The organism is Massilia timonae, from assembly GCF_001866515.1.
GTDB lineage: Bacteria > Pseudomonadota > Gammaproteobacteria > Burkholderiales > Burkholderiaceae_D > Telluria > Telluria timonae.
Genome location: NZ_JRYB01000001.1, coordinates 1929049 through 1948794, shown reverse-complemented (window position 1 = coordinate 1948794; position 19746 = coordinate 1929049). Strand labels below are relative to the sequence as shown.

Annotated in this window: 18 protein-coding genes, 2 tRNA genes and 2 rRNA genes; 14 read left to right on the top strand and 8 right to left on the bottom strand. The window is 64.4% G+C overall.

Annotated elements, in window-relative coordinates; translation table 11 throughout:
* Positions 1-62 precede the first annotated feature (62 nt).
* From LO55_RS08430 to LO55_RS08415, 4 genes are all read right to left on the bottom strand, one after another.
* Positions 63-138: transfer RNA gene (locus tag LO55_RS08430), tRNA-Ala, on the bottom strand.
* A gap of 21 nt (positions 139-159) precedes the next feature.
* Positions 160-236: transfer RNA gene (locus LO55_RS08425), tRNA-Ile, on the bottom strand.
* An 82-nt stretch (positions 237-318) separates the two neighbouring features.
* Positions 319-1849, bottom strand: a 16S ribosomal RNA gene (locus LO55_RS08420).
* Between the two features lie 307 nt (positions 1850-2156).
* Positions 2157-3071: a LysR family transcriptional regulator gene (locus tag LO55_RS08415; protein WP_005664613.1), complete on the bottom strand. Its 915-nt coding sequence runs from the start codon at positions 3069-3071 to the stop codon at positions 2157-2159.
* A 98-nt stretch (positions 3072-3169) separates the two neighbouring features.
* Here LO55_RS08415 and LO55_RS08410 point away from each other — a divergent pair, with 98 nt between their 5' ends.
* The gene (locus LO55_RS08410) at positions 3170-4048 is read left to right on the top strand and encodes an aldo/keto reductase family oxidoreductase (protein WP_071361129.1); all 879 of its coding nucleotides are present in this window, start codon (positions 3170-3172) and stop codon (positions 4046-4048) included.
* Here the strand turns inward: LO55_RS08410 and LO55_RS08405 are convergent.
* The gene (locus LO55_RS08405) at positions 4032-6440 is read right to left on the bottom strand and encodes a penicillin acylase family protein (protein WP_229410108.1); all 2409 of its coding nucleotides are present in this window, start codon (positions 6438-6440) and stop codon (positions 4032-4034) included. The two genes, LO55_RS08410 and LO55_RS08405, sit on opposite strands and share 17 nt — an antisense overlap.
* 212 nt (positions 6441-6652) lie before the next feature.
* Positions 6653-6765, bottom strand: a 5S ribosomal RNA gene (gene rrf / locus LO55_RS08400).
* Between the two features lie 204 nt (positions 6766-6969).
* Between rrf and LO55_RS08395 the strand changes: the two genes are divergently transcribed.
* The 11 genes from LO55_RS08395 to LO55_RS08345 all read left to right on the top strand — a co-directional run bounded on the left by LO55_RS08395 (position 6970) and on the right by LO55_RS08345 (position 16924).
* Entirely contained in the window at positions 6970-8469 is a 1500-nt protein-coding gene (locus LO55_RS08395; protein ID WP_071361127.1) for a B12-binding domain-containing radical SAM protein, read from the top strand.
* 63 nt (positions 8470-8532) lie between these two features.
* Entirely contained in the window at positions 8533-9666 is a 1134-nt protein-coding gene (locus LO55_RS08390) for an MlaE family ABC transporter permease (RefSeq protein ID WP_071361126.1), read from the top strand.
* Positions 9666-10523 carry an ABC transporter ATP-binding protein gene (locus LO55_RS08385; RefSeq protein ID WP_071361125.1) on the top strand — a complete coding sequence of 286 codons (858 nt, stop codon included), beginning with the start codon at positions 9666-9668 and terminating at the stop codon, positions 10521-10523. Before LO55_RS08390 ends, LO55_RS08385 begins: the two co-directional genes overlap by 1 nt.
* 2 nt (positions 10524-10525) lie before the next feature.
* Entirely contained in the window at positions 10526-11473 is a 948-nt protein-coding gene (locus LO55_RS08380) for an MlaD family protein (protein WP_071361124.1), read from the top strand.
* An 8-nt stretch (positions 11474-11481) separates the two neighbouring features.
* The gene (locus LO55_RS08375) at positions 11482-12108 is read left to right on the top strand and encodes an ABC-type transport auxiliary lipoprotein family protein (RefSeq protein ID WP_307188246.1); all 627 of its coding nucleotides are present in this window, start codon (positions 11482-11484) and stop codon (positions 12106-12108) included.
* Positions 12105-13250, top strand: a complete 1146-nt coding sequence (locus LO55_RS08370) for a VanZ family protein (protein ID WP_071361122.1) — start codon at positions 12105-12107, stop codon at positions 13248-13250. Before LO55_RS08375 ends, LO55_RS08370 begins: the two co-directional genes overlap by 4 nt.
* A gap of 58 nt (positions 13251-13308) precedes the next feature.
* A complete protein-coding gene (locus tag LO55_RS08365; RefSeq protein WP_221435087.1) occupies positions 13309-13644 on the top strand; it encodes a (2Fe-2S) ferredoxin domain-containing protein in 336 nt (111 codons plus the stop codon).
* A 16-nt stretch (positions 13645-13660) separates the two neighbouring features.
* On the top strand, positions 13661-14290 hold the full coding sequence (locus LO55_RS08360) for an alpha/beta hydrolase (protein WP_005664594.1): 630 nt from the start codon (positions 13661-13663) through the stop codon (positions 14288-14290).
* Positions 14291-14396: 106 nt separating this feature from the next.
* A complete protein-coding gene (locus tag LO55_RS08355; RefSeq protein ID WP_071361121.1) occupies positions 14397-15542 on the top strand; it encodes a D-alanyl-D-alanine carboxypeptidase family protein in 1146 nt (381 codons plus the stop codon).
* 145 nt (positions 15543-15687) lie between these two features.
* Positions 15688-16611, top strand: a complete 924-nt coding sequence (locus tag LO55_RS08350) for an aldo/keto reductase (RefSeq protein WP_071361120.1) — start codon at positions 15688-15690, stop codon at positions 16609-16611.
* 1 nt (position 16612) lies between these two features.
* Complete coding sequence (locus LO55_RS08345; RefSeq protein ID WP_071361119.1) at positions 16613-16924, top strand: metal-sensitive transcriptional regulator; 312 nt, start codon at positions 16613-16615, stop codon at positions 16922-16924.
* Positions 16925-16938: 14 nt separating this feature from the next.
* On the opposite strand, the gene pssA is transcribed toward LO55_RS08345, so the two are convergent.
* Positions 16939-17718 (bottom strand): CDP-diacylglycerol--serine O-phosphatidyltransferase, encoded by a 780-nt coding sequence (pssA, locus tag LO55_RS08340; protein ID WP_005664587.1) that lies wholly within the window; start codon positions 17716-17718, stop codon positions 16939-16941.
* Between the two features lie 142 nt (positions 17719-17860).
* Between pssA and LO55_RS08335 the strand changes: the two genes are divergently transcribed.
* Together LO55_RS08335 and LO55_RS08330 are read left to right on the top strand one after the other, a co-directional pair.
* Positions 17861-18826 carry a CAP domain-containing protein gene (locus LO55_RS08335; protein ID WP_071361118.1) on the top strand — a complete coding sequence of 322 codons (966 nt, stop codon included), beginning with the start codon at positions 17861-17863 and terminating at the stop codon, positions 18824-18826.
* Positions 18823-19416, top strand: coding sequence for an Hpt domain-containing protein (locus tag LO55_RS08330; protein ID WP_229410102.1), 594 nt, complete (start codon positions 18823-18825; stop codon positions 19414-19416). The genes LO55_RS08335 and LO55_RS08330 overlap by 4 nt, the downstream gene beginning before the upstream one ends.
* Before the next feature lie 24 nt (positions 19417-19440).
* Here LO55_RS08330 and LO55_RS27170 read toward each other — a convergent pair whose 3' ends face one another.
* The gene (locus tag LO55_RS27170; protein ID WP_267873230.1) at positions 19441-19572 is read right to left on the bottom strand and encodes a hypothetical protein; all 132 of its coding nucleotides are present in this window, start codon (positions 19570-19572) and stop codon (positions 19441-19443) included.
* Positions 19573-19746: the final 174 nt, after the last annotated feature.

Sequence of the window (19746 nt, the reverse complement as noted above, 5' to 3'; positions counted from 1 at the left end):
GAAAAAACAGTGATCTCGAAAAGACCAAACCTAAACCGCTTGTGGCTTACGTTTGAACTTTTTGGTGGAGGATGACGGGATCGAACCGACGACCCCCTGCTTGCAAAGCAGGTGCTCTCCCAGCTGAGCTAATCCCCCATTAGGGTCATGCCGAAAACGTGGTAGGGCTGGTTGGACTCGAACCAACGACCCCCGCGTTATCAACACGGTGCTCTAACCAGCTGAGCTACAGCCCCGATAAAACTGTTCTTTACTCGTTCAACAGTCGATAAGCGTGGACGCTTGATGATGGGTCGTTAAACCCCGGTGCTACTCTAGAAAGGAGGTGATCCAGCCGCACCTTCCGATACGGCTACCTTGTTACGACTTCACCCCAGTCACGAATCCTACCGTGGTAAGCGCCCTCCTTGCGGTTAAGCTACCTACTTCTGGTAAAACCCGCTCCCATGGTGTGACGGGCGGTGTGTACAAGACCCGGGAACGTATTCACCGCGGCATGCTGATCCGCGATTACTAGCGATTCCAACTTCACGTAGTCGAGTTGCAGACTACGATCCGGACTACGATACACTTTCTGGGATTAGCTCCCCCTCGCGGGTTGGCGGCCCTCTGTATGTACCATTGTATGACGTGTGAAGCCCTACCCATAAGGGCCATGAGGACTTGACGTCATCCCCACCTTCCTCCGGTTTGTCACCGGCAGTCTCATTAGAGTGCTCTTGCGTAGCAACTAATGACAAGGGTTGCGCTCGTTGCGGGACTTAACCCAACATCTCACGACACGAGCTGACGACAGCCATGCAGCACCTGTGTTCAGGCTCCCTTTCGGGCACTGCCAAATCTCTTCGGCATTCCTGACATGTCAAGGGTAGGTAAGGTTTTTCGCGTTGCATCGAATTAATCCACATCATCCACCGCTTGTGCGGGTCCCCGTCAATTCCTTTGAGTTTTAATCTTGCGACCGTACTCCCCAGGCGGTCTACTTCACGCGTTAGCTGCGTTACCAAGTTAATTAAAACCCGACAACTAGTAGACATCGTTTAGGGCGTGGACTACCAGGGTATCTAATCCTGTTTGCTCCCCACGCTTTCGTGCATGAGCGTCAATCTTGACCCAGGGGGCTGCCTTCGCCATCGGTGTTCCTCCACATCTCTACGCATTTCACTGCTACACGTGGAATTCTACCCCCCTCTGCCAGATTCTAGCCTTGCAGTCTCCATCGCAATTCCCAGGTTGAGCCCGGGGATTTCACGACAGACTTACAAAACCGCCTGCGCACGCTTTACGCCCAGTAATTCCGATTAACGCTTGCACCCTACGTATTACCGCGGCTGCTGGCACGTAGTTAGCCGGTGCTTATTCTTCAGGTACCGTCATTAGCCGTGGATATTAGCCACAGCCGTTTCTTCCCTGACAAAAGAGCTTTACAACCCGAAGGCCTTCTTCACTCACGCGGCATTGCTGGATCAGGCTTGCGCCCATTGTCCAAAATTCCCCACTGCTGCCTCCCGTAGGAGTCTGGACCGTGTCTCAGTTCCAGTGTGGCTGGTCGTCCTCTCAGACCAGCTACTGATCGTCGCCTTGGTGAGCCTTTACCTCACCAACTAGCTAATCAGATATCGGCCGCTCCAGGAGCACAAGGCCCGAAGGTCCCCTGCTTTCATCCTTAGATCGTATGCGGTATTAGCGTAACTTTCGCTACGTTATCCCCCACTCTTGGGTACGTTCCGATATATTACTCACCCGTTCGCCACTCGTCAGCGGAGCAAGCTCCCTGTTACCGTTCGACTTGCATGTGTAAAGCATGCCGCCAGCGTTCAATCTGAGCCAGGATCAAACTCTTCAGTTCAATCTCTGTTTGTTGACTCTTTCGAGTCACTCGCTATTGCTAGCGAGGTCGCTCACTCAAAATACTGACCGTCACTTCATTGCTGAAGTAACGTTTAATACTTTGTGCGAACATTTGATATTTTAAGTATGCAGCTGAACAAGTCAGCCGGCACCTTCATCAAACGCCCACACTTATCGACTGTTAATTTTTAAAGAACTTTATTCGGTACTGCATCATCTGCTGTTTGCTTCGAATCGTTTTGTTCGTCAGCAGCAGAGGAGTGAGATTATGCTCGTCCTGCTGAGCTTCGTCAACACCTAATTTTTCAGTTTTGTGACGAAACCGCTTCGTTGCGGATGAAGTCGACGAAGGCCCGCAGCGGCGCCGGCACCAGCCGGCGGCCCGAGTAGTACAGATAGGGACCGGAAAACTGCGGCCACCACGGCTCCAGCACAGGTTGCAGCTCCCCACGCTCGACATACGGCTTCAGCCAATCCTCGAACAGGTAGATCACACCCAGGCCCTGCACCGCCGAATCGATCGCCAGGTCCAGCGCCCCGCCCACCTGCACCAGCAACTGCCCGTTCGGCTCGAGGGTCACCGCCTCCCCGCCCCGCTCGAACGTCCAGTGGATCATCGCACCGCTGGCGAAGCGCGCCCTGATGCATGCGCCCGGCGGGAGTTCGCGTGGATGCCCGGGCATCCCATGCCGGGCCAGCCAGGCGGGAGAGGCCGCCGCCGCCATGCGCTGCGTGCGCGGGCCGATCGGCACGGCGATCATGTCCTGTTCCAGCCGTTCCTCATAGCGAATGCCGGCGTCGCAGCCAGCCGCGAGCACGTCGACGAAGCTCTCCTCGGCCACCACCTCCAGGCGGATCTCCGGATATCTCGCGAGAAACGCGGGCACGATAGACGGCAGCACCAGGCGCGCCGCACTCATCGAGACATTCAGGCGCAAGGTGCCGGTCGGCGTGTCGCGAAAGCCATTGACCACGTCCAGGGCGCTGTCGATCTCGCTCCATACCGGATCCAGGCGCGCCAGCAGGCTGCTGCCCGCCTCGGTGGGCACGACGCTGCGCGTCGTCCGGTTCAGCAAGCGTACGCCCAGGCGCGCTTCGAGGCGCCGGACCGCCTCGCTCAAGCCGGACGCGCTGCCATCGGTCGCGCGTGCCGCCTCCCGAAAGCCGCCGGCGCGTGCGACGGCGACGAAAGCCGACAAATCTCCCAGTTCAATCTTCATTGTTCGTTTTTTCGCACAGCTTGTGTGAATTTAAGCGGATTGTCACACAGATCGGCGCGACTTATCTTGATCGCACCAACTCACTAAGGAGCGACACCATGTCCACCACGATCGATCAAGCCGGCGCCTATACACTCGGCAACCGCACGGTACGGCGCCTCGGCTATGGCGCCATGCAACTGGCCGGCCCGAATGCCTTCGGCCCGCCCAAGGATGCGGTCGTCGCGCGTGCGGTGCTGCGTGAAGCGCTGGAACTCGGCGTCAACCACATCGACACCTCGGATTTCTACGGCCCCCACGTCACTAACCAGTTGATTCGTGAAGCGCTCCACCCTTACCGCGACGAGCTGGTCATCGTTACCAAGGTCAGCGCGCGGCGCGGCGCGGATGGCAGCTGGCTGCCCGCCTTCTCGGCGCCCGAACTGGAGCAGGCCGTGCACGACAATCTACGCAACCTGGGGCTGGATACCCTGGAGGTCGTCAATCTGCGCGCCATGTTCGACCCCTACAAACCGGCCGAGGGCTCGCTCGAACCTCAACTCGCCACCCTCGCCGAGCTGCGCCAGCGCGGCCTGATCCGGCACATCGGCCTGAGCAATGTGACGCCGCGCCAGCTCGAGGAGGCGCAGCGCATCATGCCGATCGCGTGCGTCCAGAATATGTATAACCTGGTCCACCGCAATGACGACGCCATGATCGATGCGTTGGCGCGCCAGGGGATTCCGTATGTGCCGTTTTTCCCGCTCGGCGGCTTCTCGCCCCTGCAGTCGGACGCCCTGTCCGCCGTTGCCGCGCAACTCGGCGCGACACCCATGCAGGTGGCGATCGCCTGGCTGCTGCAGCGCTCGCCGAATATCCTGCTGATCCCGGGCACCTCGTCGCCCGTCCATTTGCGCGAAAACCTGGCCGCAGCCCAGCTCGTGCTACCGAAAGACGCCCTGGCGCAGCTGGACGCGATCGCTACTCCCGCAGCGTGACCGTCGTGTAATGCGGATCGGCCCGGATCTTCTCTGGCGTAAAGGGAAGGCTGGGCCACTCCTTGCGCGAATACACCATGGTCTGGTCGGCATACCAGGGCGACCTGGGATCGGTCGACTGGCCATAGGTCAGCATGGCCTGGGCCACCGGCCCCTGCTCGTCGAACATCACGGTCTGGATATAGCTCTGTCCCCAGTGTGCACCGACATAGCCCTGCGCCGTCAATCCGCTGCGCATGGTCAGCGAGCCATAGGTTCCTTCCTGATTGCCGTTGCCGCCATGCAGAGGAATGCGCACGCCGTTACGCGGCTCGACCTGGTAGTCGCCCAGCCGGCCATCGAACGGCACGCCGAGCGACTGCAGCTTGTCCGCCGCCCCTTTGAGCGCCGCCAGCATCGCCGGCATGGCTGTGGAGGCCACCCCGAACGGCGTATTCACCGGATCGGCCGGATCGAAGGGCGCCGCCCATTTGTTCGGAATCGCCGTCGCCCTGCTCCAGAATTCGCGAAACAGCACCGCCCCACGGCTATCGAGATCGGCGCGGCGATCCCAGCCCTGCAGCGCCGCGCAAGCCCGCCTTACCAATGCATCGCTCGCCGCCGCACAGGCCGGCAACAGTTCCGGCAACACGAGCTCGGCCGCATACACGCGGTTCGAGAACGCCAGCGCCTGCATGTCGCCCAGGCCCAGTTTGCTGCGCTGGGCCAGCACATCCTCGACCTGGCGGAAACCGATCCGCGTACGCAGGCTCTGCTCGACATTGGTCCGCCCATACAACGGCGAGTAGCCCAGCGGCGCAGGTCCGGTCAGCAAAGCCTTGGGATTGGCCAGCCAATAACTGTCGTTCGAATTGCCGACATAGTCGGTGCGCATCATCCACGGCGCAGTGGCCGGAGAATAAATGCCGGGCGGTGCACCCGGGTCCTGCCCCCAGCCGCAACTGCTGCGCGAACCATCGAACAGCAGCGCCGCCTGCAGCAATAGGCAGCCGTTGACGAACTTGTCGGCGTTCATGTGCGGCACGACACTGGCGTCCGCGTACAGCGTATTGCCTTCACGGTCGGCCGCGACCGTATTCACCCACGGCAAGCCCACCACCCTGTCCAGCGAATCCTTGAGCGCGCGCACGCTGCCGGCGGTACCGATGCCGAGCCACTGCTCGAGCATGCGCGTATTGCTGCGGTTCGGGTCGGCCAGCACATAGGCGGCCTCCGCCGTCCACGTCATGCCCGCTGCCGGCCGGCTGATGACGGCGCCCTGGTGGCTGAAATAAAAGGTCTTGCTGCGCCGGCCAATCAATCCGTCCGGCAGCAGCGCATCGACGTGGACCGTCTTCGACGTCATCCTGCGCCGCTCGCCGTCATATACATACGTGGTGCCGCTGGCGTCGGCGGGGTCCAGCGCCAGCCGGAAGGTGGTGAAGTGATAGGCAAACGTCACCGTGTGACTCCACGCAACGTCGCGATTGAAGCCGATCACGACGGCCGGGATGCCGCCGATGATCACGCCCATCGCGTCATAGCGCCCCGGCACGGTCAGGTGAGCCTGGTAGAAGCGGTCGGTCGTGGTCCAGGGATAGTGCGGGTTACCCAGCAACAGCCCACGGCCATTGGCGGACAAGTCCTTGCCCACCGCCAGCGCATTGCTGCCGAAACCTTGCTTGTTGAGCTGGTCCAGCTGCGCCACCAGCGACGAGGCGTCGATCTTGCGCGACGCCCTTTTAGCCAGGCTCACGCTGGCCCCGGGCACCCGCCCGGCCGCGACGAAATCCCTGGCGAAGGCCTGGCCCGAGGCGTGCAGCGCCTTCTCCGCCACCACCAGAACCATATCGTCGAGCGTCATCGGCCGCACCCATTTGGCGTCGGCGCAGGCGGCCGGCAGCTTGCCGCCGGCATCCTTCAGGTAGCGGTTATAACCTTCGACAAAGCCTTCGAGCAGATCGCGCGGCTCGCGCGGCCCCGCGGCATAGCCGGCGCGCAACTGACCGATATCGAGATAGCCCTTGAAGAAGAAGTCGCTCTCTTCATTGCTCAAGTCCATGAACCCGCTGCCGCCGCCATACTCGTCGCCCGTGCGCTGGCGCGGGCGCGCATCGGCGCCAAAGAACAGCGAGCGCTCGCCACGCACGGTCAACAGGGAGTCGGCGAACATGCAGACATTGTCCTGGGCATAGGCATAGGCCAGCCCATAGCCAAGGCCATGGAAATCATCGGCGCGCACATGCGGCACGCCATGCGTCGTGCGTGCAAGCTCGACCTGGACGCGGGCGGCGGGTTCGGAAGGCGGCTGCGGTGGTGGTGGCGCGGGATCGTCGTCGCTGCTGCAGGCGCCAAGCGCCAGCGCGAGCATCGAGACAAACAGAAACCGGACCGCAGGGACAGGAGGTTTCATCAGGGCGCTTTCCGCGGCGACGGCCGCATATTGGAAGATGGCGGAACGAAGGGCAAAAGGTGCAACAACTTTAACCCTGAATTAATACCTACACACCATCACTTACGCACAACTTCTCAAAATAGATGAGTTTTACGCAACACCGTCGTTTAAGTACCGCAGAAAGCAAAAAAGCCCACCAGACATCTGGTGGGCTTTCTCTCTATTGAATAGCCTGACGATAAACTACTTTCACACTGGTTGCAGCACTATCATCGTCGCAATGTCGTTTCACGGTCCTGTTCGGGATGGGAAGGGGTGGTACCGACTTGCTATGGTCATCAGGCATAACTTGCTGGAAAACTGTTCCTCTACTGGGCAACAGGCTTCCTGAATTCCGGCGTGCATTCTAACAAGCAATTCCACCAAGCGCCAGCGTTATTGCCGCCAAGCTGTAAAAACACACCCGAAAGACGCTTCCATATAAAGGCGAGAGCTGGCAATCACAGTAAAATACCGCCTTTCCCGCCGCCGCCCTCCTTTCCCCGCCATGACGATCCTGCTCACGACCCTCAATGCCCGCTATACGCACGCCTCGCTTGGCCTGCGGTACCTGCTGGCCAATATGGGCCCGCTGCAAGAGCGGACGACGATCCAGGAATTCGTCATCGGCGCCAAGACCACCGACCTGGTCGAGCGCATCCTGGCGCATGGGCCGCGTATCGTCGGCTTCGGCGTCTATATCTGGAACGTGGAAGAGACCACCCGCCTGGTGGCCATGCTCAAGCGCGTGGCGCCGGATGTGACCATCGTCCTGGGCGGCCCGGAAGTCTCGCACGAGACAGGCGAGCAAGAGATCGTCAAACTGGCCGACTACGTCGTCACCGGCTGGGGCGACGTCACCTTCCCCAAGCTGTGCCGCGAGATCCTGGACGGCCCGAAGCCGATCATGAAGGTGCATGCGGGCGTGCAGCCGCCGATGGAAGACATCGCCCTGCCCTACTCTTTATATAGTGAGGAGGACATCGCCCACCGCACCCTGTACGTGGAAGCCTCGCGCGGCTGCCCGTTCAAGTGCGAATTCTGCCTGTCCTCGCTCGACAAGACGGCCTGGCCCTTCCCCCTGGACACGTTCCTGGCCGAGCTCGAGCTGTTGTACTCCCGAGGCGCGCGCCTGTTCAAGTTCGTCGACCGCACCTTCAACCTGAACGTCAAGACCAGCCTGCGCATCATGCAGTTCTTCCTCGACAAGATCGAGGCGGCGCCAAACGACCCGGTCTACGCCCACTTCGAACTGGTGCCCGACCACCTGCCCGAGGCGCTGAAGGAGACCATCGCCAAATTCCCGGCCGGCGCGCTGCAGTTCGAGATCGGCATCCAGAGCTTCAACCCCGAGGTGCAATCCCTGGTCAGCCGGCGCCAGAACAATGAAAAAGCGGCCGAGAACATCCGCTGGCTGACCCGGCACTCCACCGCCCACCTGCACGTGGACCTGATCGCCGGCCTGCCGGGCGAAGACGTGGCCAGCTTCGCGCGCGGCTTCGACCACCTGGTGAGCCTGGGCGCCGAAGAGATCCAGTTCGGCATCCTCAAGCGCCTGCGCGGCACGCCGATCATCCGCCATACCCAGGATTTCGGCATGGTCTACGATCCCTACCCGCCCTACACCGTGCTGGCAACGAACAGGATCGATTTCGCCACCATGCAGCGCCTGGTGCGCTTCGCGCGCTACTGGGACCTGGTGGCCAACTCGGGCCGCTTCGCCAACACCATCCCGGTGCTGCTGGGCGAGGCGCCGTTCGACAACTTCATGGCCTTCTCGGACTGGATCTATGCGAACACCGACGCCACCCACCGCATCGCGCTGGACCGCCTGGCCAAGCTGGTGGCCCAGTGGCTGCAGGTGCGCGGCATGGATGCCGGCGAAGCGGCGGCGCTGCTGGCCAGCGACTATGCCGGCAAGGTCGACGCCCCGACTCGCCTGGTGAAGCCGGCGGATGCGCCGAAAGCGGTCGCTCCGGCGCGCCAGGTCCGCCATCTGGCTGCCTGACGGGGCAAACACGCAAGAGGATCGCGGCTGGCAACACTAACGATTCTCTTTTACACTGGCGCAATGCGGATTGAAAATGCGCCAACATTAACCATTCAACAGTCCGGCCAGGGGGCCGGCCAATCCGTCATTGCCGAGGGGGTCTGGCAAGTCCACGGCCTGTCGCAGCGCGGCGTCCTCAAGGGCATCACGCGCCAGCTGGCCGGCCTGAAGGACAAGGGGGCGTGCGAATGGGACCTGTCCGGCATCGAAAGCCTCGACCACATCGGCGCCCAGATGTTCTGGAATACCTGGAACAAGGAGCGCCCCAAACGCCTCAAGCTCGACCCGCGCCAGGAAGACCTGTTCCACCGCATCGAGGAAGCCAGCCACATCAAGCTGCCGCGCCACCGCACCAGCCCCTTCCACTGGGTGATCGTGCTCGGCGCCGGCATCCTGAACTTCTTCGAGCACCTGCGCAGCTTCATCGGCCTGATCGGGATCGTGATCCAGGACCTGGGCCGCTTCCTGCGCCGTCCCCAGACCGGACCGTGGCGCGAAATCTCGGCCAATATCTATCACTCCGGCTTCCAGGCGCTGGGCATCACGGCCATGGTCGGCTTCCTGATCGGGATCGTGCTCTCTTACCTTTCGTCGCAGCAGCTGCGCATGTTCGGGGGCGACGCCTATCTCGTCAACATCCTCGGCATGGCGGTGATCCGCGAACTGGGTCCGCTGCTGGCCGCGATCCTGGTCGCCGGCCGCTCCGGCTCCTCGATCACCGCCCAGCTGGGCGTGATGCGGGTGACCGAAGAACTCGACGCCATGCTGGTGATGGGCATCTCGCATGGCTACCGCCTGATCATGCCCAAGGTGGCCGCCCTGGCGATCTCGATGCCGCTGCTGGTGGTCTGGACCGACGCCATGGCCCTGTTGGGCGGCATGGTCTCGGCCAAGATCGAGATGGGCATGTCGTTCCGCTACTTTTTGCAAAAGCTGCCGGACGCGGTGCCGTTCGTGAACTACACCATTGGCCTGCTCAAGGGCGCGACCTTCGGCGTGCTGATCGCCCTGATCTCGTGCCACTTCGGCCTGCGCATCAAGCCCAACACCGAGAGCCTGGGCCGCGGCACCACCACCTCGGTGGTCACCGCGATCACGGTGGTGATCCTGGCCGACGCGGTGTACGCCATCATCTTCAGCGGGACGGGCTTCTGATGCCGGACACCAGCAAACAACGCCGCCAGGAACTGAACCTGCGCCCCGACGAGGAAGTCGGCGCGCCGGTGGTCCAGATCCGCAACCTGTGGACCCGTTTTGGACGCACGGTGGTGCACCAGGACCTGAACCTCGAGATCTACGGCGGCGAAATCCTCACCATCGTCGGCGGCTCGGGCACCGGCAAGACCGTGCTGCTGCGCCAGATGCTGGGCCTCGAGCGGCCGTCGCAGGGCAGTGTGCACGTGTTCGGCGAGGACATCAGCGCGGCCTCGCCCGAACAGCTGCAGCGCATGCGCAACCACTGGGGCATGCTGTTCCAGCAGGGCGCGCTGTACTCGGCGCTGAGCGTGTTCGACAACATCGCCCTGCCGATGCGCGAGCTGCGCTCGCTGCCCGAGGACGTGATCCGCGACGCCGTGCTGCTCAAGATGAATATGGTCGGCCTGGGCCCCGAGCACGCCAACAAGATGCCGGCCGACCTGTCGGGCGGGATGGTCAAGCGCGCCGCCCTGGCGCGCGCGCTGGCCCTCGAGCCGCAGCTGCTGTTCCTGGACGAACCGACCGCCGGGCTGGATCCCGACCTGTCGGACGCCTTCGTCACCCTGATCCAGACCCTGCACCGCGAACTGAAGCTCACGGTGGTGATGGTCACGCACGACCTGGACACCCTGTTCGCGCTGTCTTCGCGCATCGCGGTGCTGGCCGAGAAGCACGTGCTGGCGGTGGGACCGTCGTGCGACGTGCTGCAGGTCGAGCATCCCTTCATCACACACTTTTTCCTGGGCCCGCGCGGCCAGCGGGCGCTGGAAGTGCTCGACGAGCGCCACGCCCAGCATGAATCGGAGAATCGATAGTTATGGAAAACAGGTCGCATGCCCTGATGACCGGCATCTTCACGATCGCGCTGCTGGTGGCGACCATCCTGGTCGGCCTCTGGTTCAACCGCGACAAGACCGAGCTGGTGCCCTACGAGATCGTCACCACCCAGTCGATCCCCGGCCTGAACCCGCAAGCCACGGTGCGCTACCGCGGCCTCGAAGTCGGCCGCGTCGACGAGATCGTGTTCGACCCGCGCGTCACCGGCCAGATCCTCATCAGGCTGTCGGTGGACGCCGCCTCGCCGATCACCAGCACCACCTACGCCACCCTCGGCTACCAGGGCGTCACCGGCATCGCCTTCATCCAGCTCGACGACGAGCGCACCGGTTCGCCGCGGCTGGCGACGAATGGCGAACGCATTGCCCGCATCCCGCTGCGTCCGGGCCTGCTCGACCAGCTCGAAGACCGCGGCCTGGCGATCCTCGAAAAGGCAGAGAAAGTGACCGCCAGCCTCGACGAGCTGCTGAGCGAAGACAACCGCGCCAGGATGGTCGGCGCCTTCGAGAGCGTCGACCGCGCCGCCGAGGCCTACGCCGCCATTCCCGAGCGCCTCGATCCGGTGCTCGACCAGTTGCCCGGCCTGGTGAAGAAGGTCGACCGCAGCATGGATTCGATCGACACCCTGGCCACCAGCGCCACTTCGATGACGCGCAACTACGACCAGCTGGCGACCCGCCTTCAGGCGCCGGACGGCCCGATCGAGCGCCTGAACACCACCATCGGCGCGCTCGGCGCCGCCACCAGCGAACTGGAACTGGAAACCCTGCCGCACGTGGTGCGGATGACCGACGAGGCGCGCGCCTCGCTGCGCGCGGTGCGGCGCACCGCCAACTCGTTCTCCGACCGCCCGCAGAGCATCCTGTTCGGCACCCCGGGCGACGCGCCCGGCCCCGGCGAGCCCGGCTTCGTGCCCCCGACCAAATGAGGACCACCGTGAACCGTCAATCCTTCCGCTTTCCCGTCGCCGCCGCCGTCGCCTGCGCTCTGCTGCTGGCCGGTTGCGCCAGCCAGGAACGCGCGCAGAACACCGTCTACGACTTCGGCGCGCCGTCGCCGCGGCCGTCCACACCGGCCACGCCGCCCGCCGCTCCGCTCGCGATCGTGGTGATGGACGTCACCGGCCCCAGCGGGCTCGACACCGAGCGCATGTTCTACCGCCTGAACTACGCCGATGCCCAGCAGGCGCGCACCTATGCCAGCAGCCGCTGGAGCGCGACCCCGGTCGCCCTGGTCACCACCCGCATCAAAACCCGCCTGTCACAGGCGCACATGAAGGTGCTGTCGGCCACCGACGCCGCCAATGGCGTGCCGGTCCTGCGCATCGAGATCGACGACTTCGTGCACGCGTTCCCGAGCGCGGACCGGAGCGAAGGCCGGATCATGCTGCGCGCCTCGGTGTTTACCGAACACCGCCTGGTCGACCAGCGCAGCTTCGAGCGCAGCACGCCGGCAGCGAGCCAGGACGCGGCCGGCGGCGCGGCGGCGCTGGCGGCCAGCACCGACGGGCTGGCGGACGACATTGGCGCCTGGCTGGCCACCCTGAACCTGCAAGGCAAATGACCGAAGCGGAAGTCCCGGCAGAGGTGGCGGCAGGCCGCTCGCGCGGCTCGCCCATCGTGCGCGCCGCGCTGCTGGCCTACCTGCTCCTGATCGTCTACGCCAGCTGGTTTCCGTTCACCGGCTGGCGCGACAGCGGCATCTCGCCGCTGGCCTTCCTGAACCTGGTCAAGCAGCGCTACTGGACCGGCTTCGACGCCGGCGTCAATATCGTCGGCTACATCCCGTTCGGCATGCTGCTGGTGCTGTCGATGTATCCGCGCGTGCGCGGCGTGTGGGCGGTGCTGCTGGCCACGCTCGCCGGGCTGCTCACCACCGGCACGATGGAGGCGGTGCAGACCTACCTGCCCAGCCGCGTGCCGTCGAACCTCGACTTCGTCACCAATGCCGGCGGCTGCTTCCTGGGCGCCATCCTCGGCGCGCTGTGGGCCCCGGGCCTGCTCGACCGCAGCCGCCTGTTCAAGCTGCGCCAGCGCTGGTTCGCGCCGCACGCCAGCCAGGGCCTGGTGCTGGTGGCGATGTGGCCGCTGGCCCAGATCTACCCGCAGAGCTACCTGTTCGGCCACGGCCAGGTGCTGCCGATCCTGTCCGGCTGGATGTCGTCCTGGCTCGACACCGAGATCGACCTGGTAGCCATGCTGCGCCCCGGCGACGACATCATGAGCGTGGAGCAGTACTGGCTGTCCGAAACCATCATCACCGCCTGCGGCATGACCGGCGCCGCCCTCACCCTGATGTGCCTGGTGCGCCGCGGCGCCCCGCGCTTCTGGCTCATGCTGGCCCTGCTGGCGGGCGCACTCGTGGTGAAGGCTTTCTCCAGCTCGCTGCTGTTCCGGCCCGATAACGCGCTGGTCTGGGTCACGCCGGGCGCCGAAGGCGGCTTTTTGATCGGCCTGATCATGCTGTCCGGCCTGGTGTTCGCGCCGCAGGTGGCGCAGCGCCGGCTGGCGGTCGTGACCCTGATCCTGGCGCTGGTGGTGGTCAATACGATCCCGGTGAACCCGTATTTCTCGTCGACCCTGCAGGGCTGGGTGCAGGGCAAGTTCCTCAACTTTAATGGCGCGGCCCAGTTCCTGTCGCTGGCCTGGCCCTTTGTTGCCTTATGGTTCTTGCTGCTGCCCTCGCATAAACTCAATCGGCAATAAGAGCGCGTATCATGGCGCTTTGGCGCGACGCCATGCCACTCTTTCCAATGAGAACGACATGAACGACCAAGTGAATGACGAGCAGTTTTACAAGCACCATGTATTTTTCTGCATGAATATCCGCGAGGGCAAGGATGCGCGCCCGAGCTGCGGCAAGTGCGGCGCCGAGAAGGCGCAGAAGCATGCCAAGAAACGCATCAAGGAACTGGAACTGAGCGGCCAGGGCAAGGTGCGCATCAACCAGTCCGGCTGCCTCGACCGCTGCGAGGAAGGCCCGGTGCTGGTGGTCTATCCGGAAGGGACCTGGTACACCTACGTCGACAACGACGACATCGACGACATCATCGATACCCACCTGGTCGGCGGCAAGGTCGTCGACCGCCTCAAGATCTGATCCGACAAGACGCTTTATGAACATCCATTCGCACAAGTTCCAACTCGACGGCCCCGCCGGCAAGATGCAATGCCTGCTCGACCTGCCGGAAGGCGCGCCGCGCGGCGTCGCCCTGGTGGCGCACCCGCATCCGCTGTATGGCGGCACCATGGAAAACAAGGTGGCCCAGACCCTGGCGCGCACCTTCGTGACGCTCGGCTATGCGGCGGCGCGCTTCAATTTCCGCGGCGTGGGCGAATCCGAAGGCGTGCACGACGAAGGCCGGGGCGAGGTCGACGACATGGCCGTCATGTACGCCCACATGCGCGAACAATATCCGGACCTGCCGATCACGCTGACCGGCTTCTCGTTCGGCACCTTCGTCCAGGCGCAATTCGCGCTGCGCCTGGCGGCCGAAGGCCGGCCGGCCGAGCGCCTGGTGCTGGTGGGCACGGCGGCCGGCAAGTGGCCGATGCCGGAAGTGCCGCAGGACACGATCCTGATCCACGGCGAACTGGACGATACTATTACCCTGAAGGAAGTTTTCGACTGGGCGCGACCGCTCGACCTGCCTGTCACCGTCATTACAGGCGCCGACCACTTCTTCCATCGCAAGCTCGGCCACATTAAAAATCTCGTGATTCAACTGTGGCGACGTGACATTTAGTCGCAACAACCCCCTATAATAATTCCCTTCTCTTGAGGCAATGCTTCCTTCGGGGCATTGCCTTGCGCTCCACCACCGCTCTACTTTTAATGACGAAATACTCCCCATGAAAAAACTGTTAGCGGCTTTCGCCGCCAGCCTGGTGATGGTCTCGGCCAGTGCGCAAACCGTGCCCGCGCCCGCCATCGCCGCCAAATCGTGGTTGCTGCTCGACGCGACGAGCGGCCAGGTCATCGCCTCGCAAGAACAGAATATGCGCATCGAACCGGCTTCGCTGACGAAGGTCATGACGGCCTACGTCGCCTTTGTCGCGATCCGCGACAAACGCATTTCCCTGGACCAGATGGTGAATGTGTCCGAGCGCGCCTGGAAAGTCGACGCCAGCAGCTCGAAGATGTTCATCGATCCACGCGTGCCGGTGTCGATCAACGACCTGCTGCATGGCCTGATGATCCAGTCCGGCAATGACGCCGCGGTCGCCATCGCCGAAGCGGTGGCGGGCGACGAAGCCACCTTCGTCACCCTGATGAACCGCGAAGCGCAGCGCATGGGCCTGAAGAGCACCCGCTTCGCCAACCCGCACGGCCTGCCGGACGCGAACAACTACTCGACCGCGGCCGACCTGGCGCAGCTGGCCGCCCACGTGATCCGCGATTTCCCCGACCTGTACAAGATCGACTCGATCAAGCAGTTCACCTATAACAAGATCACCCAGCAGAACCGCAACCGCCTGCTGTGGCTGGACCCGACCGTGGACGGCATGAAGACCGGCCACACCACCTCCTCGGGCTACAGCATGATCACCTCGGCGCGCCGTCCGAACGGCAGCACCGGCGAACGCCGCCTGATCTCGGTGGTGCTGGGCACCAGCTCGACCGACGTGCGCACCCAGGAAAGCCAGAAGCTCCTGAACTGGGGCTTCCAGAACTTCGACACCGTCAAGCTGTACTCGAAGGGTCAGGCGATCCAGACCCCGTCGATCTGGAAGGGCGCGCAATCGACCGTCAAGATCGGCTTCACGCGCGATATCCTGGTCACCGTGCCGAAGGGCGTGGCGGGCAAGCTCAAGCCGGTGCTGGAACGCCGCGACCCGCTGGTCGCGCCGCTGGCGCTGGGCGGCCAGGTCGGCACGCTCAAGATGACGGTCGACGGCAAGCCGCTGCTGGTGCTGCCGGTGGTGGCGCTGGAAGAAGTGCAGGAAGCGAGCATCTTCGGGCGCGCCTGGGATTCGATGCGCCTCTGGATGCAATAAGCCGGATGCGGTAAGCATCCGCCTTCGATCGTCGAAAGCCCGTCCGCGCCTTATGCCGGACGGGCTTTTTTCATGCGCGGCGGCTGACGCGGGCCAGGCTTCCGGCCGCTATAATGATGCCATCCAGTCATCACGAAAGAACCCGATGCCGCAAGCGCCCGCCGAACTTCTCACCCCCCGCATTCCGACGCGCGATGGCGGCCTCGAACTGTCGCGCATCGTGGCCGGCATGTGGCGCATGGTCGAATGGGACATGCCGGTGGCGGCGCGCGTCGACTTCATCGAACAGTGCCTGGCGCTGGGCGTGACGACCTTCGACCACGCCGACATCTACGGCAACTACGGCGTCGAGGAGCTGTTCGGCGAAGCCCTGCGCGCGCAACCGTCGCTGCGCGAGCGCATGGAGCTGGTCAGCAAGTGCGGCATCAAGCTGTTGTCGAACAAGCACCCAGGCCACACCATCCAGCACTACGACACCAGCGCCAGCCACATCATGCGCTCGGCCGAGGAGTCGCTGCGCAAGCTGGGCACCGACCGCCTCGACCTGCTGCTGATCCACCGTCCCGATCCGCTGATGGAATTCGACGAGATCGCCGCGGCCTTCACGCGCCTGAAGCAGGACGGCAAGGTGCTGCACTTCGGCGTGTCGAATTTCACGCGCCGCCAGTTCGAGTCGCTCGACCGCCGCATACCGCTGGCCACCAACCAGGTCGAGTTCTCTCCCCTGCACACCGCGCCGATGTTCGACGAGACCTTCGACGGCCTGCAAGACCTGGGCATCGCGCCGATGATCTGGTCGCCGCTGGGCGGCGGGCGCCTGTTCGACACGAACGACGCGCGCGGCGCCGCGCTGCGCCAGGTCATCCAGGAGGTGGCCGAGCGCATCGGCAAGCCGTTCTGCAGCGTGGTGTTCGCGTGGATCATGCGCCTGCCCTGCCGTCCGATCCCGCTCACCGGCAGCGGTCGCATCGCGGCGATCCGCGAGGCGCTGCTGGGCGCCAGCTTCGAGCTCGAACGCGAGGACTGGTTCCGCATCCTGCGCGCCGCGCGCGGACACGAGGTGGCCTGAGATGGTCGAGGGCCCGCTCCGGATCGTCGAGGGCAAGGCCCTCAGCGCGCAGCAGAAGAAGGACTTGCTGAACCGGCTGGCCAGGATCGAGGGCCAGCTGCGCGGCGTGCAGAAACTGATCGCGCTGGCCGACTCGCCGTCGGATTGCGACGCCGTCGCGCAGCAGATGGCGGCGGCGCGCAAGGCGCTCGACCGCTCCTTCGTGCAACTGTTGACCTCATCGATCCTGACCCAGACCGGGGACGCCCAAGACCTCGACGACGCCCGCGCCCGCGCCGCCCACCTGGCGGCGATGCTCGACAAGTTCGCGTGACTTAATCGCGTGACTTAATCTTCGAACACCTTGGGCGGCGCCACGCCGCGCCAGCCCAGCTTCCAGCCGATGTTCAGCAGCAGCGTCGCGCACACGTAGAGCAGGAAGAACAGCACGAAGAAGCGCTCCTGCAGCAGCGCCAGCAGCACCAGGCACACGCCCAGCAGCGCCAGCATCACCTTGCCTTTCGGGTGCTTGGAGCTGGGGAAGCGGATGGTCGACACCATCAGCGCGCCGACGCAGACCATCAGCGCGCACACCAGGAAGGCCGGCGCCGTCGCGATGACGGGATCGGGCCAGGCCACCACCACCGAGGCGACGCAGGCCGCGCCGGCGGTGATCGGCATGCCGACGAAGTAGCGCGGGTCGGTGCGGCCATGGCTGATATTGAAACGCGCCAGGCGCAACGCGCCGCAGGTGACGAACACGAAGCAGGCCAGGCCGCCCATGCGCTCGAGGGTCGGGTGCACGTCGCCCAGCTGGGTGAAGCCGTAGCAATACAGCAGCAGGCCGGGCGCGCAGCCGAAGTTCATCACGTCGGCGATCGAGTCGAGCTGCACGCCAAAGCTGGACTGGGTATTGGTGGCGCGCGCCACGAAACCGTCGAGCGCGTCGAACACGCCGGCCAGCACCAGCAGGATCGCGGCCAGGCGGAAGTCGTCCGGGTCGCCGACGCGCGCGTTGTCGACCGAGATCACGATGCTGGCGAAGCCGCAGGCGATCGACAGCAGCGTCACGGAACTGGGCAGGGCGAACTTGGCGCGCGCGAGGCGTTGCTGGTTAGATAGCTTCAATGGTCGACTCGACAAGGGAAAGGTTGGCTTATTTTACAGGGTGCCCTGCAAGGGTGTTGCGCGATGGTTGCAGCGGCGGTCACGATCCCTGTTTTTGGCCTAGAATGATGCCCCACGCTTATGTATTGACAGGAGTTGCAAGATGAGCTATACGCCACGCTGGCAGTCGATTGCCGCGATCCTGGGCGCTGCCCTGGCCCTGAGTGCATGCGGCGGCGGTGGCGGCGGCAGTCCGACGGGCGAATCCGGTGGCGGCCTGGCGGTCACGCCAAGCCCCACCGCGCCCGCGCCCACGCCGGCCGCGGGTGCCCCCACCCTGACCGGCAATATCGCCGTCGATGGCCGCAACTGGATCAACTACCGGCGCGCCCAGGCCGGCGTGCCGACGGTCAGCCAGAACGCGCAGATCGACAATGCCGCGCTCGGGCACTCCGAATACCTGCGCATCAACAACCTGATGAGCCACGACCAGAAGCCGGGCCTCCAGGGATTCACCGGCGCCAAGCTGGAAGATCGCCTGAACGCGGCCGGCTACACGCTGGATCGGACGCGCGGTTTCGCCTATGGCGAGGTGATTTCCGGCAGCAGCAACGGCTCGGGCTTCTTCATGACCGAAGAACTGATCACGGCGATCTATCACCGTTTCGTGATCTTCGAGCCGATGTTCCGCGAGATCGGCACCGGCGCCGCCAGCGCCAGCCGCGGCTACCACTATTTCACCGCCGATTTCGCCAGCCGCAACGGCTACGGCCCCGGCATCGCGCGCGGCGCGATCGTCACCTGGCCCTTCAACGGCCAGACCGGGGTCGCGCCCAACTTCCTGAGCGACACCGAGGAACCGGACCCGGTCCCCGACCGCAACGAGGTAGGGTATCCGATCAGCGTGCACACCAATCTCGATTCGACGCTGGCGGTCAACAGTTTCACGGTGCGTCCGCGCGGCGGCGCCGACCTGCAGGTGCTGCGCGTCGATCCGCTCGGGCAGCCGACCGCGGCCTCCATCATCCCCGTGCTCCCGCTGCGCGCGGCCACGACCTACGAGGTCAATTTCACCGGTACGGTCAATGGCGCGGCGGTGTCGCGCGCCTGGTCGTTCACGACGCGGTGAGCGGCTCGGCGGCGGCGCCCGGCGCGCCGGCCATCGACTTCGCGGCCGGACTGGAGCGGGTGATGGATGACCGCGCGCTGTTCCTGCGCGTGCTGGGCCGCTTCGCCGGCGACTACCGCGACCTCGCGGCGCGCCTGCACGCGGCGCTGGATGCCGGCGACGCCGTGCTGGCCCACCGCATCGCCCACACGCTCAAGGGCGCGGCCGGGATGATCGAAGCGAACCGGCTGCGCCGGCTGGCGCTGGACGTCGAACTGGCGCTGAAGGCCGGCGGCGCGGCGCCGCTGGCGCTGATCGCGGCGCTGGACGAGGAGCTGGCGCGGGTGCTGGCGCAAGTCGACGCGCTGCTGGCTGCGCCTGAAACGGCGGCGCAGGTGCAGGCAAACTCGCCGGCCGCCCGGGACGACCTGGCGCGCCTGCGCGACATGCTCGACATCGGCGACGGGCGCGCGCCGGACCTGGCCGCGCAACTGCGTCCGCGCCTGCTGGCGGGCATGGGAAGCGAGAAGGTGGCGGCGTTCGACGCGGCGCTCAGGCGCTTCGATTTCGAGAACGCGCTGGCGCTGCTGGAGCAGGCCGGCCCGGGCTGACCACGCTGACTGCGCAGCGCGCCATCAGCGCGTGAACTCGGCTTCTTCGTCGAAGGAATCGGCGCAGGACTTGCCGCAAAAGCGCCGCACGCTGTCGAGCGGCTTTTCGCAGTACCAGCACGAACCCTTGGCCGGAAGACTGGCGCGGGTCGGCATGCTGCCTGTGGAGGCAATTGAGACGGCCACCGGCGGCTCGGCGGGCAGCCCACTGTCCGGAAGACTCTCGTGTGTCGTTTCCAAGATCCACCCCCTGATACGGCAGCCTTTAGTCAGAGAAAGATTACTTCAGCGGAACTCCGTGCGCATGAGAAAGCGCAAGCCGGACCGCGA